This window comes from Streptomyces sp. B1866 (assembly GCF_031932565.1).
In the GTDB taxonomy this organism is placed as follows: Bacteria; Actinomycetota; Actinomycetes; order Streptomycetales; family Streptomycetaceae; genus Streptomyces.
In genome coordinates this window covers 1-13,337 of sequence record NZ_JAVSCF010000180.1, presented here as the reverse complement: position 1 = coordinate 13,337, position 13,337 = coordinate 1, and the positions used below count along the sequence as shown (strand labels likewise).

8 protein-coding genes are annotated in these 13,337 nt (G+C 73.7%); 1 reads left to right on the top strand and 7 read right to left on the bottom strand.

Annotation, left to right across the window (positions count from 1 at the left end; genetic code table 11):
- Window positions 1–410: helix-turn-helix domain-containing protein (locus tag RKE29_RS21240; protein WP_312007103.1), on the top strand; the 410-nt coding region annotated here is incomplete at its 5' end.
- Here RKE29_RS21240 and RKE29_RS21235 read toward each other — a convergent pair.
- From RKE29_RS21235 to RKE29_RS21205, 7 genes are all read right to left on the bottom strand, one after another.
- Entirely contained in the window at window positions 376–2,676 is a 2,301-nt protein-coding gene (locus RKE29_RS21235) for a CHAT domain-containing protein (protein ID WP_312007102.1), read from the bottom strand. The genes RKE29_RS21240 and RKE29_RS21235 overlap by 35 nt on opposite strands.
- Window positions 2,677–2,886: 210 nt before the next feature.
- Window positions 2,887–4,491 (bottom strand): phosphoglycerate dehydrogenase, encoded by a 1,605-nt coding sequence (gene serA, locus RKE29_RS21230; RefSeq protein ID WP_312007101.1) that lies wholly within the window; start codon window positions 4,489–4,491, stop codon window positions 2,887–2,889.
- Between the two features lie 373 nt (window positions 4,492–4,864).
- Window positions 4,865–5,863 (bottom strand): ketol-acid reductoisomerase, encoded by a 999-nt coding sequence (gene ilvC, locus RKE29_RS21225; RefSeq protein WP_312007099.1) that lies wholly within the window; start codon window positions 5,861–5,863, stop codon window positions 4,865–4,867.
- Window positions 5,864–5,994: 131 nt separating this feature from the next.
- Window positions 5,995–6,519: an acetolactate synthase small subunit gene (gene ilvN, locus RKE29_RS21220; RefSeq protein WP_312007097.1), complete on the bottom strand. Its 525-nt coding sequence runs from the start codon at window positions 6,517–6,519 to the stop codon at window positions 5,995–5,997.
- Window positions 6,520–6,560: 41 nt separating this feature from the next.
- On the bottom strand, window positions 6,561–8,438 hold the full coding sequence (locus tag RKE29_RS21215; protein ID WP_312007096.1) for an acetolactate synthase large subunit: 1,878 nt from the start codon (window positions 8,436–8,438) through the stop codon (window positions 6,561–6,563).
- Window positions 8,439–8,654: 216 nt separating this feature from the next.
- Window positions 8,655–11,702 carry an EAL domain-containing protein gene (locus RKE29_RS21210; RefSeq protein ID WP_312007095.1) on the bottom strand — a complete coding sequence of 1,016 codons (3,048 nt, stop codon included), beginning with the start codon at window positions 11,700–11,702 and terminating at the stop codon, window positions 8,655–8,657.
- 330 nt (window positions 11,703–12,032) lie between these two features.
- Window positions 12,033–13,028, bottom strand: coding sequence for a 2-hydroxyacid dehydrogenase (locus tag RKE29_RS21205; protein ID WP_312007094.1), 996 nt, complete (start codon window positions 13,026–13,028; stop codon window positions 12,033–12,035).
- Between the last annotated feature and the right edge of the window lie 309 nt (window positions 13,029–13,337).

Sequence of the window (13,337 nt, the reverse complement as noted above, 5' to 3'; positions counted from 1 at the left end):
GGCTCAGCGCCCCGCGCCGGGGCCTGGCCGACGTGCCCGCCGCGTGGCGGGAGGCGTACGCCGCCGCGCGGGCCGCGCGGGCCGAGCCGCGGCTCGGGCCGGTCGCCGCCTGGCCGGACATCGGCGCGTACCGGCTGCTGACCGCCCTGCCCGCCGCCGACCCCGACCCCGCCGTACGGACCCTCCTCCAGCCCGCGCACGCGGTGCTGGCGCACACCGCCGAGGTGTACCTGGACTGCGCCGGGCAGGCCGGGCGTACCGCGCGCGAACTGGGCGTACACCGGCAGACGCTCTACTACCGGCTCTCCCGGGCGGCCCAGCTGACCGGTCTGGACCTGGCTTCGGGCGCGGACCGGCTGCTGCTGCACATGGCGCTCAAGGCCGCCCGGTTGCGCGCGGCACCTCGCTGACCGACCACACGTGCACCGTCCGGTCGTCGCCCCCGGCGGCCAGGTACCGGCCGTCCGCGCTGAAGGCCACCGACCGCACGGCGCCACCGTGGGTGGACCGGAACATTTCCCGGCCGTCGGTCAGGCTCCACACGCGGACGGTGTGGTCGACACTGCCGGTCGCCAGGTACCGGCCATCCGGACTGACGGCGACCGAGTGGACCACGGCCCCGTGGGCCGCGCGCAGCAGCCGTGTCCGGCCGGTGACCTGGCCGGTCTCTGCGTCCATGCGCAGCCGCCAGGCCCAGGCGACCCCATCCCCGCAGCCGGTGACCAGCAGGCGGCTGTCCGGACCGAAGGCGACCGAGTGCACCGGGGCGGTGTGGGACCAGGCGTCCAGCAGGTCGCCGGTGGCGGCGTCCCAGACCCAGTCCGTGTAGTCCAGGCTGCCGGTGGCCACCAGGGTGCCGTCTGGGCTGACGGCCACGCTGCGGACCGGCTTGCCGTGCGGCAGCGTCACCTGCGTCCGGGTGAACAGGTCCCAGATGTGCGCGGTGCCGCTGTCGGTGCCGGTGACCAGGTGGGTGCCGCCCGGGCTGAAGGCGACCGCGCGGGCGGACTGCCACATGCCGTGGTCGACCGTGAGCACCGGCATCCCGTCGGCAAGCTGCCGGATCTCCACCTTCCGGTGCCGGGCCGCCACGGCCATCTGCGTCCGGTGCGGGTGGAACGCCACGTCGAACACCTGGTTGAGCGCGAAGCCCACCTCGATGGGCCTTCGGGCTACATCGAATACGGGCTCATCACCGGACACACTGTAGAAGTTCACCCACTTCTGGTAGCCGCCGACAGCGAGCAGCGGGCGGTGCGGGTGCCAGGCCACCACGTTCACATTGGCCGACAGGGTCGTACGGGCCACGACGCTGAGGGCCAGCGCGAAGGAGCCGGTGTCGTGCCGCTCGGCGGGCTCCGGCGCGGCGGGCTCCCGGGGGCCGACCGTGACCGGCGAGCCGTCGTGGGCGGACACCACCACGTTCCCCTCCCCGACGACGACCAGTCCCACCGGCGCGGCGGAGCCGGACGCCGCCCGCGGGGACGGGTCCGGCGCCGGCGGGTCCTCGCGTACGGCGGCCGGTGCCGTCCCGGGGGCCGGGTCCGCCGGGCGCAGGACCGGGCGGGCAGGGCCCTTGATGGCGAACAGGTCGGTGACGTTCCCGCGCACGTGCAGCACGGGCGTGACCCACTCCAGGGTGTTGCGGGTGCGCAGGATGCCCACCCGCCCGCTGACGGCCGCCGCGTCGACCGTACGGCCGTGCACGAGCGTGGTGTAGAAGGCGCGCGCGAAGTCGACGGCGGCCCGGTCGCTGACGCTGAACTGCATGGACGCCACCGCGCTGATGCCGCTGCGCACCAGCGTCGCCGCCGTGCTGGAGTACAGGTCGTACCCGCCGGTCCGCCCGGAGGAGCAGGAGTTCAGCACCACCAGCCGCGGCGTGGGCCGGGCCTCCCGGAGCAGGTCGGCCAGGCGCCCGGCCTCGACCCGGTCGGGCCGCCCGTCCTCGCCCTCCAGCACCAGGACGCCCTCCTCGGTGACCGCGTCGTAGTCGCCGTGGCCGATGAAGTGCAGGATGTGCCGCTCGCCCGACAGCAGCAGGTCGTGGATGGCCTCCCAGCTCGCGCGCGGCGCCCACACCAGCTCCGCGAGACCCTCGGCGACCGGCCGGGCCAGCGCCTGCTCCAGGTGCCGCCGCTCGGCCTCCGCGTCCAGCTCGGCGTAGCCCCGGGGCGCGGCGACCAGGCCCAGGATGCGCAGCGGGGCCCGGACCTCCAGCGGCGGCGGCACGTACGGCGCGGGGACGTGCCGCACCAGCGGCTGGGAGCGGCAGACGTAGCCTTGCGTCTCCGGGTCGTACAGGGCCTCCCAGGGCAGCGCCGCGAGCTGCGGGGTGCTCAGCCGCAGGACCACGCGCAGCCGGTCGCCGGTCTGGTGCGCCGCCATCTGGCTGGCCCGGTACGCGCCGCGCACGCTCGCGTCGGCGAACAGCGCCCGGAACAGCAGCTCGCCGACCTGGCGCACCGGCAGCTCGCTGGCGGTGGGCAGGCCCCGGGCGGGCACGCCGGAGGCGAGCACCGCCGTCTCCAGGTCCGGCCGCCGCCGCAGGATGCCGTCCACGTCCAGCCGCATGCGGCCGGCCGGCTCGCCGCCCGCGGGCGAGCGCAGCACGCGCACGCCGTAGGTGTCGGGCTCCGGATCAGGCCGGATCTCCAGCTCGAAGTCCCCGTCCACGGGCCTGGCCGCCTAGGCCCGGTCCGGCGTCGGCGCCGATCGCGTCGCCACAGTCCCGCCCCCCATCGACGGCGCCGCTCCGCCCCGGGGGCCGCCGTCGCTCTGTGCTCAGTTGACGCGAACCTACCGTACCCGCCGACGGGCCGTCAGGCACCGCGGGCCCGGCCCCACCGCAGCGGGAGCCGGGCCCGGGCGGGCCGTCCTTCGGGCCTACGCCACGAGGTTGACCGAGCGGGCCGAGGTGGCGCCGATCTCGTCGGCGATCTCGGTCAGCACCGGCTGCGGGATGGAGTCGTCCACGGTCAGCGCCACCAGCGCCTCGCCGCCCGCCGCCGACCGCGAGACCTGCATGCCCGCGATGTTGATGCCCGCCTCGCCGAGGATGCGGCCGAGCGTGCCGACCACGCCGGGCCGGTCGGTGTAGCGCAGGAAGGTCATGTGGTCGGCCATCGCCAGGTCCACGTCGTACTCCCCCACCGCGACGATCTTCTGGAGGTGCTTCGGCCCGGACAGCGTGCCGGAGACCGACACCTCGTCGCCCCCGGCGAGGGTGCCGCGCACGGTGATCACGTTGCGGTGCTCGGAGGACTCCGAGCTGGTGGTCAGGCGCACCTCGATGCCCCGCTCCTGGGCGAAGAGGGGCGCGTTCACGTAGCTGACGGTCTCGTCGACGATGTCCTCGAACACGCCCTTGAGCGCCGACAGCTCCAGCACCTTCACGTCGTGCTGGGTGATCTCGCCGTACACCTCGACGTCCAGCCGCGGCGCGACCTCGCCGGCCAGGGCGGTGAAGATCCGGCCCAGCTTCTCGGCCAGCGGCAGACCGGGCTTGACGTCCTCGGCGATGACGCCGCCCTGCACGTTCACCGCGTCCGGCACCAGCTCGCCGGCCAGCGCCAGGCGCACCGACCGGGCGACCGCGATGCCCGCCTTCTCCTGCGCCTCGCCGGTGGAGGCGCCCAGGTGCGGGGTGGCCACCACGTTGTCGAACTCGAACAGCGGGGAGTCGGTACACGGCTCCTTGCTGAAGACGTCGAGGCCCGCCGCGGCGACCCGGCCCTCCTTCAGGGCGGCGACCAGCGCCTCCTCGTCCACGATCCCGCCGCGCGCGGCGTTGACGATCCGCACGTCGGGCTTGACCTTGTGCAGCGCCTCGTCGCCGATCAGGCCGACGGTCTCCGGGGTCTTCGGCAGGTGCACGGTGATGAAGTCGGACACCTCAAGCAGCTCGTCCAGCGTCAGCAGCTTGACGCCCATCTGCGCGGCGCGCGCGGGCTGCACGTACGGGTCGTAGGCGACGACCTGCATGCCGAAGGCGGACATGCGCTGGGCGACGAGCACGCCGATGCGGCCCAGGCCCACGACGCCGAGGATCTTCTCGCTCAGCTCCACGCCGGTGTACTTGCTGCGCTTCCACTCGCCGTTCTTCAGCGCGGCGTTGGCCTGCGGGATGTTGCGGGCGGTGGCGACGAGCAGGCCGCAGGCCAGTTCGGCGGCGGTGACGATGTTGGACGTCGGCGCGTTGACGACCATGACGCCGGCCTTGGTGGCGGCGGACACGTCGACGTTGTCCAGGCCGACGCCCGCGCGGGCGACGACCTTCAGCTTCCGGGCGGCGGCGATCGCCTCGGCGTCGACCTGGGTCGCGCTGCGCACCAGGATCGCGTCGACGTCGGCGATGGCGGGCAGCAGCTGGGCCCGGTCGGCGCCGTCGCAGCGCCGGATCTCGAAGTCCGGTCCGAGGGCGTCGACGGTGGCGGGCGACAGCTCCTCGGCGATGAGTACGACGGGTTTGACCCGGGTGGCAGTGCTCACGTGGTCTTCAGTCCTCACTAGTGCTCTCGCGGACGGCCGTCCCGACGGCCGCAGGCGGTGAAGGGGTCAGCCGCGTGGAAGACACACGACGTTGTGAGCCTGACGCGCTTGTGCTGTGCAGTGTAGTGGCGGCCGGGCGCGGGGGCGGCGTGCCCGCGCGACGCGGCCCGTCGCGGCGGCCGCGCCAGGGCCGTACGGGCGACGGGTGCCGTACGGGCGGGTTTCCGGCCGTACGGGGCTCCCCGGGGCCGTAGGGGCCTTTTTCGGCCATACGGGCGGCTCCCCGGGCGTACGGGCCGTACGGGGCCGTACGGGCGGGCGGGGCCGGCCGGGCGGCGGGGCCGGCTCGTCGCCCGCCGCCCGGCCGTACGGCTCACGCCTCGTCGTCGACCCAGCTCATCAGCTTGCGGAGCTTCTTGCCGGTGGTCTCCAGCAGGTGGTCGGCGTCGGCCTTCTTGTACTCGTTGTAGCGCGGCAGGCCGGCGTTGTACTCCGCCATCCAGTCCTTGGCGAAGGAGCCGTCCTTGATCTCGGCGAGGATCTTGCGCATCTCGGCCTTGGTGCCGTCGGTGATGACGCGCGGGCCGGAGACGTAGTCGCCCCACTCGGCGGTCTCCGAGACCGACCAGCGCATCTTCTCCAGGCCGCCCTCGTACATGAGGTCCACGATGAGCTTCAGCTCGTGCAGGCACTCGAAGTACGCGATCTCCGGCTGGTAGCCGGCCTCGACCAGGGTCTCGAAGCCCGCCTTGACCAGCGCGGACGCGCCGCCGCACAGCACGGCCTGCTCGCCGAACAGGTCGGTCTCGGTCTCCTCGGTGAACGTGGTCTTGATCACGCCCGCGCGGGTGCCGCCGATGCCCTTGGCGTACGACAGGGCCAGCGTGAAGGCGTTGCCGGTGGCGTCCTGCTCGACGGCCGCGATACACGGCACGCCGCGGCCCTCCTCGTACTGGCGGCGCACCAGGTGGCCGGGGCCCTTGGGCGCGACCAGGCACACGTCGACGCCGGCCGGGGGCTTGATGAAGCCGTAGCGGATGTTCAGGCCGTGGCCGAAGAACAGCGCGTCGCCGTCCTTCAGGTTGTCCTTGACCGACTCCTCGTAGACCCGGGCCTGGATCGGGTCCGGCACCAGGATCATGATCACGTCGGCCTCGGCGGCCGCCTCGGCCGGGGTGACCACGCGCAGGCCCTGCTCCTCGGCCTTGGCCTTGGACTTGGAGCCCTCGTGCAGGCCGACGCGGACGTCGACGCCCGAGTCGCGCAGGGACAGCGCGTGGGCGTGGCCCTGGCTGCCGTAACCGAGAACCGCGACCTTGCGGCCCTGGATGATGGACAGGTCGGCGTCGTCGTCGTAGAACAGCTCGGCCACTTTGGGGAATCTCCTAGCGTTCGGTGTGTGCGCCCCACCGTATGACAGGCGGGGCGGTGAGGCGTACGGCGGCGCGGCGCCCGGCCGGGGCGCGGGGCCCTGGCCGGACGCCCGGCGCGCCGGTTCAGGCGTCAGGCGCTGCGGTCCAGGGCGCGCAGGCTCCGGTCGGTGATGGAGCGGGCGCCGCGGCCGATGGCGATGGTGCCGGACTGCACCAGCTCCTTGATGCCGTACGGTTCCAGCATCTTGAGCATGGCTTCGAGCTTGTCGCTGCTGCCGGTGGCCTCGATGGTCACGGCCTCCGGGGAGACGTCCACGGTCTTGGCGCGGAAGAGCTGGACGATCTCGACGATCTGGGAGCGGGTCTCGTTGTCAGCGCGGACCTTCACCAGGACCAGCTCGCGGTGGATCGCGGAGTTGCCCTCCAGTTCCACGATCTTCAACACGTTGACCAGCTTGTTGAGCTGCTTGGTGACCTGCTCCAGCGGCAGCTCCTCGACGTTCACCACGATGGTGATACGGGAGATGTCGGGGTGCTCGGTGACGCCGACGGCGAGCGAGTCGATGTTGAACCCGCGGCGGGAGAACAGCGCGGCGATCCGGGCCAGGATGCCGGGGGTGTTCTCCACCAGGACGGAGAGCGTGTGCTTGGACATCGGGGGCTCTTTCCTTGAGGTCTGGCTCGTCTCGGCGGCGGTCAGTCGTCGGCGGCGTCGCCGAAGTCCGGGCGCACGCCGCGCGCGGCCAGGATCTCGTCGTTGGAGGTGCCGGCCGCGACCATCGGCCAGACCATGGCGTCCTGGTGGACGATGAAGTCCACGACCACCGGTCGGTCGTTGATGGCGTTGGCCTTCTCGATGACGGCGTCGAGCTGGGCCGGGTCCTCGCAGCGCAGGCCGACGCAGCCCATGGCCTCGGCGAGCCGGACGAAGTCGGGCACGCGGGTGCCGCGCAGGGCCTGCCCGTCCACCTGCTCGGAGCCGCCCGGGCCGGAGTGCAGCACGGTGTTCGAGTAGCGCTGGTTGTAGAAGAGGGTCTGCCACTGGCGGACCATGCCGAGCGCGCCGTTGTTGATGACCGCGACCTTGATCGGCAGGCCGTTGAGGGCGCAGGTGGCCAGCTCCTGGTTGGTCATCTGGAAGCAGCCGTCGCCGTCGATGGCCCACACCGTACGGTCCGGGCAGGCGGCCTTGGCGCCCATGGCGGCCGGGATGGCGTAGCCCATGGTGCCGGCGCCGCCGGAGTTCAGCCAGGTGGCGGGCTTTTCGTACTCGATGAAGTGGGCGGCCCACATCTGGTGCTGGCCGACGCCCGCGGCGTAGATGGTGTCCTCGGGCGCGAGCTGGCCGATGCGCTGAATGACGGCCTGCGGCGACAGGCTGCCGTCGGCGGGCAGGTCGTAGCCGAGCGGGTAGGTCTCGCGCCAGCGGTTCAGGTCGGCCCACCAGGCGGCGTACTTCTCCGCGGCGGCGTCCCCGGCCCGGCCGCCGTCCAGCTCGGCCTGGACCGCGACGACCAGGTCGGCGAGCACCTCGCGGGCGTCGCCGACGATCGGCACGTCGGCGACGCGGTTCTTGCCGATCTCGGCCGGGTCGATGTCGGCGTGCACGATCTTGGCGAGCGGCGCGAAGGAGTCGAGCTTGCCGGTGACGCGGTCGTCGAACCGGGCGCCGAGCGCGACGATCAGGTCGGCCTTCTGCAGGGCGGTGACGGCGGCGACGGTGCCGTGCATGCCCGGCATGCCCAGGTGCTGCGGGTGCCGGTCGGGGAAGGCGCCCAGGGCCATCAGCGTGGTGGTCACCGGCGCCCCGGTCAGCTCGGCGAGCACCCGCAGCTCGGCGGTGGCGCGGGACTTCAGCACGCCGCCGCCCACGTACAGCACGGGGCGCTCGGCCTGGGTGATCAGCCGGGCGGCCTCGCGGATCTGCTTGGCGTGCGGCTTGGTGACCGGGCGGTAGCCGGGCAGGTCGGTGTGCGGCGGCCAGGAGAAGACCGTACGGGCCTGGAGGGCGTCCTTGGCGATGTCGACCAGGACCGGTCCCGGCCGGCCGGTGGCCGCGATGTGGAACGCCTCGGCGACGACCCGGGGGATGTCGGCGGCATCGGTCACCAGGTAGTTGTGCTTGGTGATCGGCATGGTGATACCGCAGATGTCGGCTTCCTGGAAGGCGTCGGTGCCGATCGACTTGGAGGGCACCTGGCCGGTGATCGCGACGATCGGCACGGAGTCCATGTGGGCGTCGGCGATCGGGGTGACGAGGTTGGTGGCACCCGGCCCCGAGGTGGCGATACAGACGCCGACCCGGCCGGTGGCCTGGGCGTAGCCGGTGGCGGCGTGGCCCGCGCCCTGCTCGTGCCGGACCAGGACGTGCCGCACCTTCGAGGAGTCCATCATCGGGTCGTACGCCGGCAGGATGGCCCCGCCCGGGATGCCGAAGACGACGTCGGCGCCGACCTCCTCAAGCGAGCGGATGAGGGACTGCGCGCCCGTGACGTGCTCGACGGGGGCGGGCTGCGGCCCGCCGCTTCGGGGCCTGGGCTGGGACTGGTGGGCCCCGGTGGCCTGCTCGGTCATCGGATTCTCTTCTCGAAGTGAGGGTGTGCGGGTGTGAGGGTGCCAGTGCAACAAAAAACCCCTCGTGCCGGAAGGCAAGCGAGGGGAGCGCGCCGGTGGTCGTCCGCAGGGCCGGGTCTTGTTCAGCCCTGGGGCCCTGGTTCAGCCGACGCGCTGTCCACGTACGAGAATTCGGGTGCGCATGGCACCGACCCTCTCCCCGCCGCGCACCGAGTGTCAAGCCGGCGGTACGGCTGTCTCAGTATTTGAGCGGATCGAGGGAACGGCCGAGGAGGCCGCGTGGGCCGCCGGAGCCGGGTGGGGTGCGGGTGTCTGGTGGGGCAGGTGGGAGCCGTGGAGTCCGTGGGCCGGGTGGTGGACGTGGTGGCCGTGGGCTGTCTGGCCGGCCAGGTCGGTCAGCCACGGGCCGTGGCTGACCGTGTGGCCGGCGTGCCCCACGTGGCCGACGTGCCCGAGGTGGCGCACCGGCAGCGCGGCGGCGACCAGCAGCGGGGCCTCCGAGCGGGGGACCGGGTAGCTGCCGCGGGCGAGGGCGCGGCGCAGCCGCGGCTCGTCCAGCGGCCCGGAGAAGGCCATGCCCTGGGCGTGCGTGCAGCCCATGTCGAGCAGGGCGGTGACCTGCTCGGGCAGGTCGGCGCCCTCGGCGATGGACTGCATGCCCAGGTCGCTCGCGATGCCCAGCAGCCCGGAGGTGATCTTGTGCAGCCGGGGGGACTCGGCGACGCCCTCCACCAGCTCGCGCTCCACCTTCAGCACGTCGATGGGCAGCCGCCGCATCGCCCTTATGGCGGCGTACCCCAGGCCGAAGCCGTCGAGGGCGACCCGTACGCCCATGCGGCGCAGCGCGCCGAGGCCGTCCTCCAGCTCGTCCAGCGGCACGCGCGGGCCGCTGTCGGTCAGCTCCAGGATCAGCGACCCGGCGGGCAGCCCGTGCCGGGCGAGCAGGGCCTCGACGGCCCTGGGCGGCATCGTGCGGTCCACCAGGCGGCCGGCCGGCAGGCGGACGCACACCGGGAGGGCGAACCCGTCCTCGCGGCGCCGCGCGGCCTGCTCGACGGCGGCCTCCAGCGTCCAGCGGCTCAGCTCGGCGGTGCGGGCGGCGTCGGCGCCGCCCCGCCCGCTGTCGGCCGCCCGCAGGAATTCCGCCGGCGTGAACAAGATGCCCTGCGCCGAGCGCCAGCGCGGCTGCGCGGCGACGGCCGTGACCCGCCCGGTGGCCAGCTCCACCACGGGCTGGTGCAGCAGCACGAACTCGCCGTCGTCGAGCGCGGCGCGCAGCCGGGTGGCCAGCTCGGCGCGGCGCGTCACCTCGGCCTGGAGGTGCTGCGCGTAGAGCTCGACGCGGTTCTTGCCGCGGTTCTTGGCGCGGTACATCGCGAGGTCGGCGTTGCGCATCAGGTTCGAGGGCGAGATGCCCGGCTCGGCGAAGGCGACGCCGATGCTGGCGGCGACCCGCACCTCGGTCTCGGGGTCGATCCGGTACGGCTGGGAGAGCCGGACGCGCAGCCGCTCGGCCAGCTCCAGGATGCCGCGCTCGCGGGCGGCCGGGTCGGTCCTGCCGTCGCCGAGGATGAGGGCGGCGAACTCGTCGCCGCCGAGCCGGGCGGCGCTGTCCCCGGCCCGTACCGACTCCTGGAGCCGCCGGGCGACCTGGATCAGCAGCTCGTCGCCCGCGTGGTGGCCGTTGGTGTCGTTGACCGCCTTGAAGCCGTCGAGGTCGATGAAGAGCACGGCGGTGCCCGCGTCGGTGTGCCGGCGCCCGGTGAGCGCCTGCGCGACGCGCCGGGTGAACAGGGCCCGGTTGGGCAGGTCGGTGAGCGCGTCGTGCTCGGCGTTGTGCTGGAGCTGGGCCTGGAGGCGGACCCGCTCGGTCACGTCGCGGCTGTTGAAGATCAGGCCCCCGTGATGCCGGCTGACGGTCGACTCCACGTTGAGCCAGTCGCCGCTGCCGGAGCGGAAGCGGCACTCGATGCGGGTGGTGGGCTCCTCGGCGGGTGAGGCGGCCAGGAAGCGGCGCACCTCGTGGACGACCGCGCCCAGGTCGTCGGGGTGGATGAGCGAGGACAGCTCGGAGCCGGTGAGCTCGTCGGCGTCGCGGCCGTAGACGCCCGCGGCGGCCGGGCTGACGTAACGCAGGGCGCCGTTGGGGGCGGCGATCATGATCACGTCGCTGGAGCTCTGCACCAGGGAGCGGAAGTGGTTCTCCTTCTGGGCCAGCTCGTGGGTGAGCGAGATGTTGTCCAGCAGCATGATCGCCTGCCGGACGACGAGGGCGAGCACCACGGCGCAGGCGGTGAAGAGCACCACCCCGTCCACGGGCCGGCCGTGGGTCACGTTGTACAGGATGCCGAGCGTGCACACGGCGGCGGCCAGGTACGGCGCGAGGGCGGCGAGCCAGCCGGCCACCGGCGGGCTCGCGGGCCCCGGCGCCGGGCGGCGCGCGGCGGCGCGGGCCTCGGCGGCGTCCTCGCGCCGGGCCACCCAGGGCGCGTACGCCAGCAGCAGGGACCCGGCGAACCAGCCGGCGTCCAGGATCTGCCCCGAGCGGTAGTGCTCGCGCAGCAGCGGGGAGGTGAACAGCGCGTCGCACAGGACGGTCAGCGCGTACGCCGCGATGGCCGTGTTGATCGCCGCCCGGTGCCCGGACGACCTGCGGTAGTGCAGCGCCAGCACCATGCTGACCAGCACGATGTCCAGCAGCGGGTACGCCAGGGTGAGCGCGGCGCGGGCCACGCTGCCGCCGGCGCCGAACCGGGCGGTGTGCGCCAGGGCCAGGCTCCACGCCAGGGTCACCAGCGAGCCGGCGATCAACGAGGCGTCCAGGGCCAGGCACAGCCAGCCCGCACGCGTCACCGGGCGCTTGGCGAGCACCAGCAGCCCGACGATGGCCGGCGGTGCGAAGAGCAGGAAGCAGAAGTCGGCGGGCGAGGGGGAGGGCACGGGGCGGTGGAGCACCACCTCGTACCAGCCCCACACGCCGTTGCCCAGGGCCGCCATGGCCGAGGAGACGGCGAACAGCAGCCACGCCGGGCGCACCGGCCCGGAGCACCGCCGCCCGTACCACAGGCAGGAGACGGCGGCGGCCAGCGCCGCGGCGCTGAGGCCGAAGTCGCCCATGACCAGGGCCAGCGTGCCGGAGCCCCAGCCGAGCAGGGCGCCGGCCGCGTATCCTCCGCAGACCACGGCGAGCAGGAACTGGGGCAGCAGTCCGGTGCCGCCGCCCGGCATGACCGGCCGGGTGAGCATCGCTCCGGTGGCGCTCATCGCACGACCGCCCGCCTGGCGCGGGGCCCGCCGCGGGCCGCACGGGCGGGGGCGGGCCGCGGCCGTGGCAGCCGCCCGGGGGCGCGGGAATGTCGCAGGCGTCGCCCCAGATGGGTCCGGTCGTTGATCAAGTGGCCGTACATCGCCCGTCGCCCCCCTCGGTTCCCGGTCGTTGCTGCCGCCGTTTCCCTGAAGTGGCGCAGCCCCCGTTCGCGACGATACACCAACTGGTCACTCAGGGACATAGGTCATCTACAGAGTGTAATCGGTACGGGGGTTATATATACGGAGTGCATTCATACGATGCCAATGTGTGCGGCCAGAAGCATTTCAGCCAGTGGTGGTGACGACGTGCTCAGGCGGCTCACCAGCAGCGAAACGCCGCAACTGGGCACTAATCAGACGCTTGGCGCGCGGCAGGAACGCGGACGTCGGACCGCCCGCGTGCGGCGTGATCAGCACACCGGGAGCCCGCCACAGCGGGTGGCCGGGCGGCAGCGGCTCGGGGTCCGTCACGTCGAGCGCCGCCGTGATACGCCCCGACTCCACCTCTGTGAGCAGGGCTTTCGTATCCACGACCGGCCCGCGCGCGACGTTCACCAGCAGCGCGCCGTCCTTCATCCGGGCCAGGAACTCCGCCCCGGCAAGGTGCCGGGTGGCCTCGGTGAGCGGTGTCACGAGCACGACGACGTCTGCGCCGGGGAGCAGTTGAGGCAGTGAGGTGATCGGAAGCACGGGGCCGCGCGCGGTCGTGCGCGGGGAGCGCGCGACGCGCGTCACACGCTCGCACTCGAACGGCGCGAGCCGGTCCTCGATCGCGCTCCCGACGCTGCCGTACCCGACGATCAGCACCGACCTGTCGGCGAGCGCTGGCCGGAAGCCGGACCGCCACTCCCCCGTCTCCTGGGCCCGCACGAAGTCGGGGACGCCGCGCAGCGAGGCGAGGATCAGGGTCACGGCCAGCTCGGCGGTGCTCGCGTCGTGGACGCCGCGCGCGTTGCACACCCGTACGCCCGCGGGCAGGCCCGCCAGCGCGGGCTCGACGTGGTCGGTGCCCGCGGTGAGGGTCTGGAGCACGCGCAGGTTCGCCATCTCCGGCAGCGGGCGGGTCCACACCTCGTAGGCCGCCAGGTACGGCGCGCAGTAGAACGCGCAGCGGGCGGGGTCGGTGGGATAGCGGTCACCGCCGTCCCAGTGGGCGTACTCCAGGCCGCCGGGCAGGCCGTCGACCTCGGCGGGCGGGACGGGCAGCCAGACGACGGGGGCGGAGCCGGGCTCGGGGGACGCCCCGGGCGGCCGGGGTATCCGGGTGTGGTCTGCACTCATACGCAGGAGGCTATGCGGGCGACGGCGGATGGGGCGAACTTTTTGTTCCGGATGTGCGGCTGGTGGTTCCGGCCGTGCGGCTGGTGATCGCGGCTGTGCGCCCGGGTTCCGGCTGTGCGCCCGGGGGTTCCCGGGAATCCCGCCGTGCCGCCCGGCGGCCGCATGTGCTCGGGCGCGCGCCCGGGGGTCCGGCCGCGCCCGGCGGTTCCGGCCGTGCGCCCGGTGGGTTTCCGGGCGCACGCCCCGTGGCTCCGGCGGTACCGCCCGGGTGCGCGCCGGCGTCCGGTCCCCGGCCCGCCGGGCGCGCGC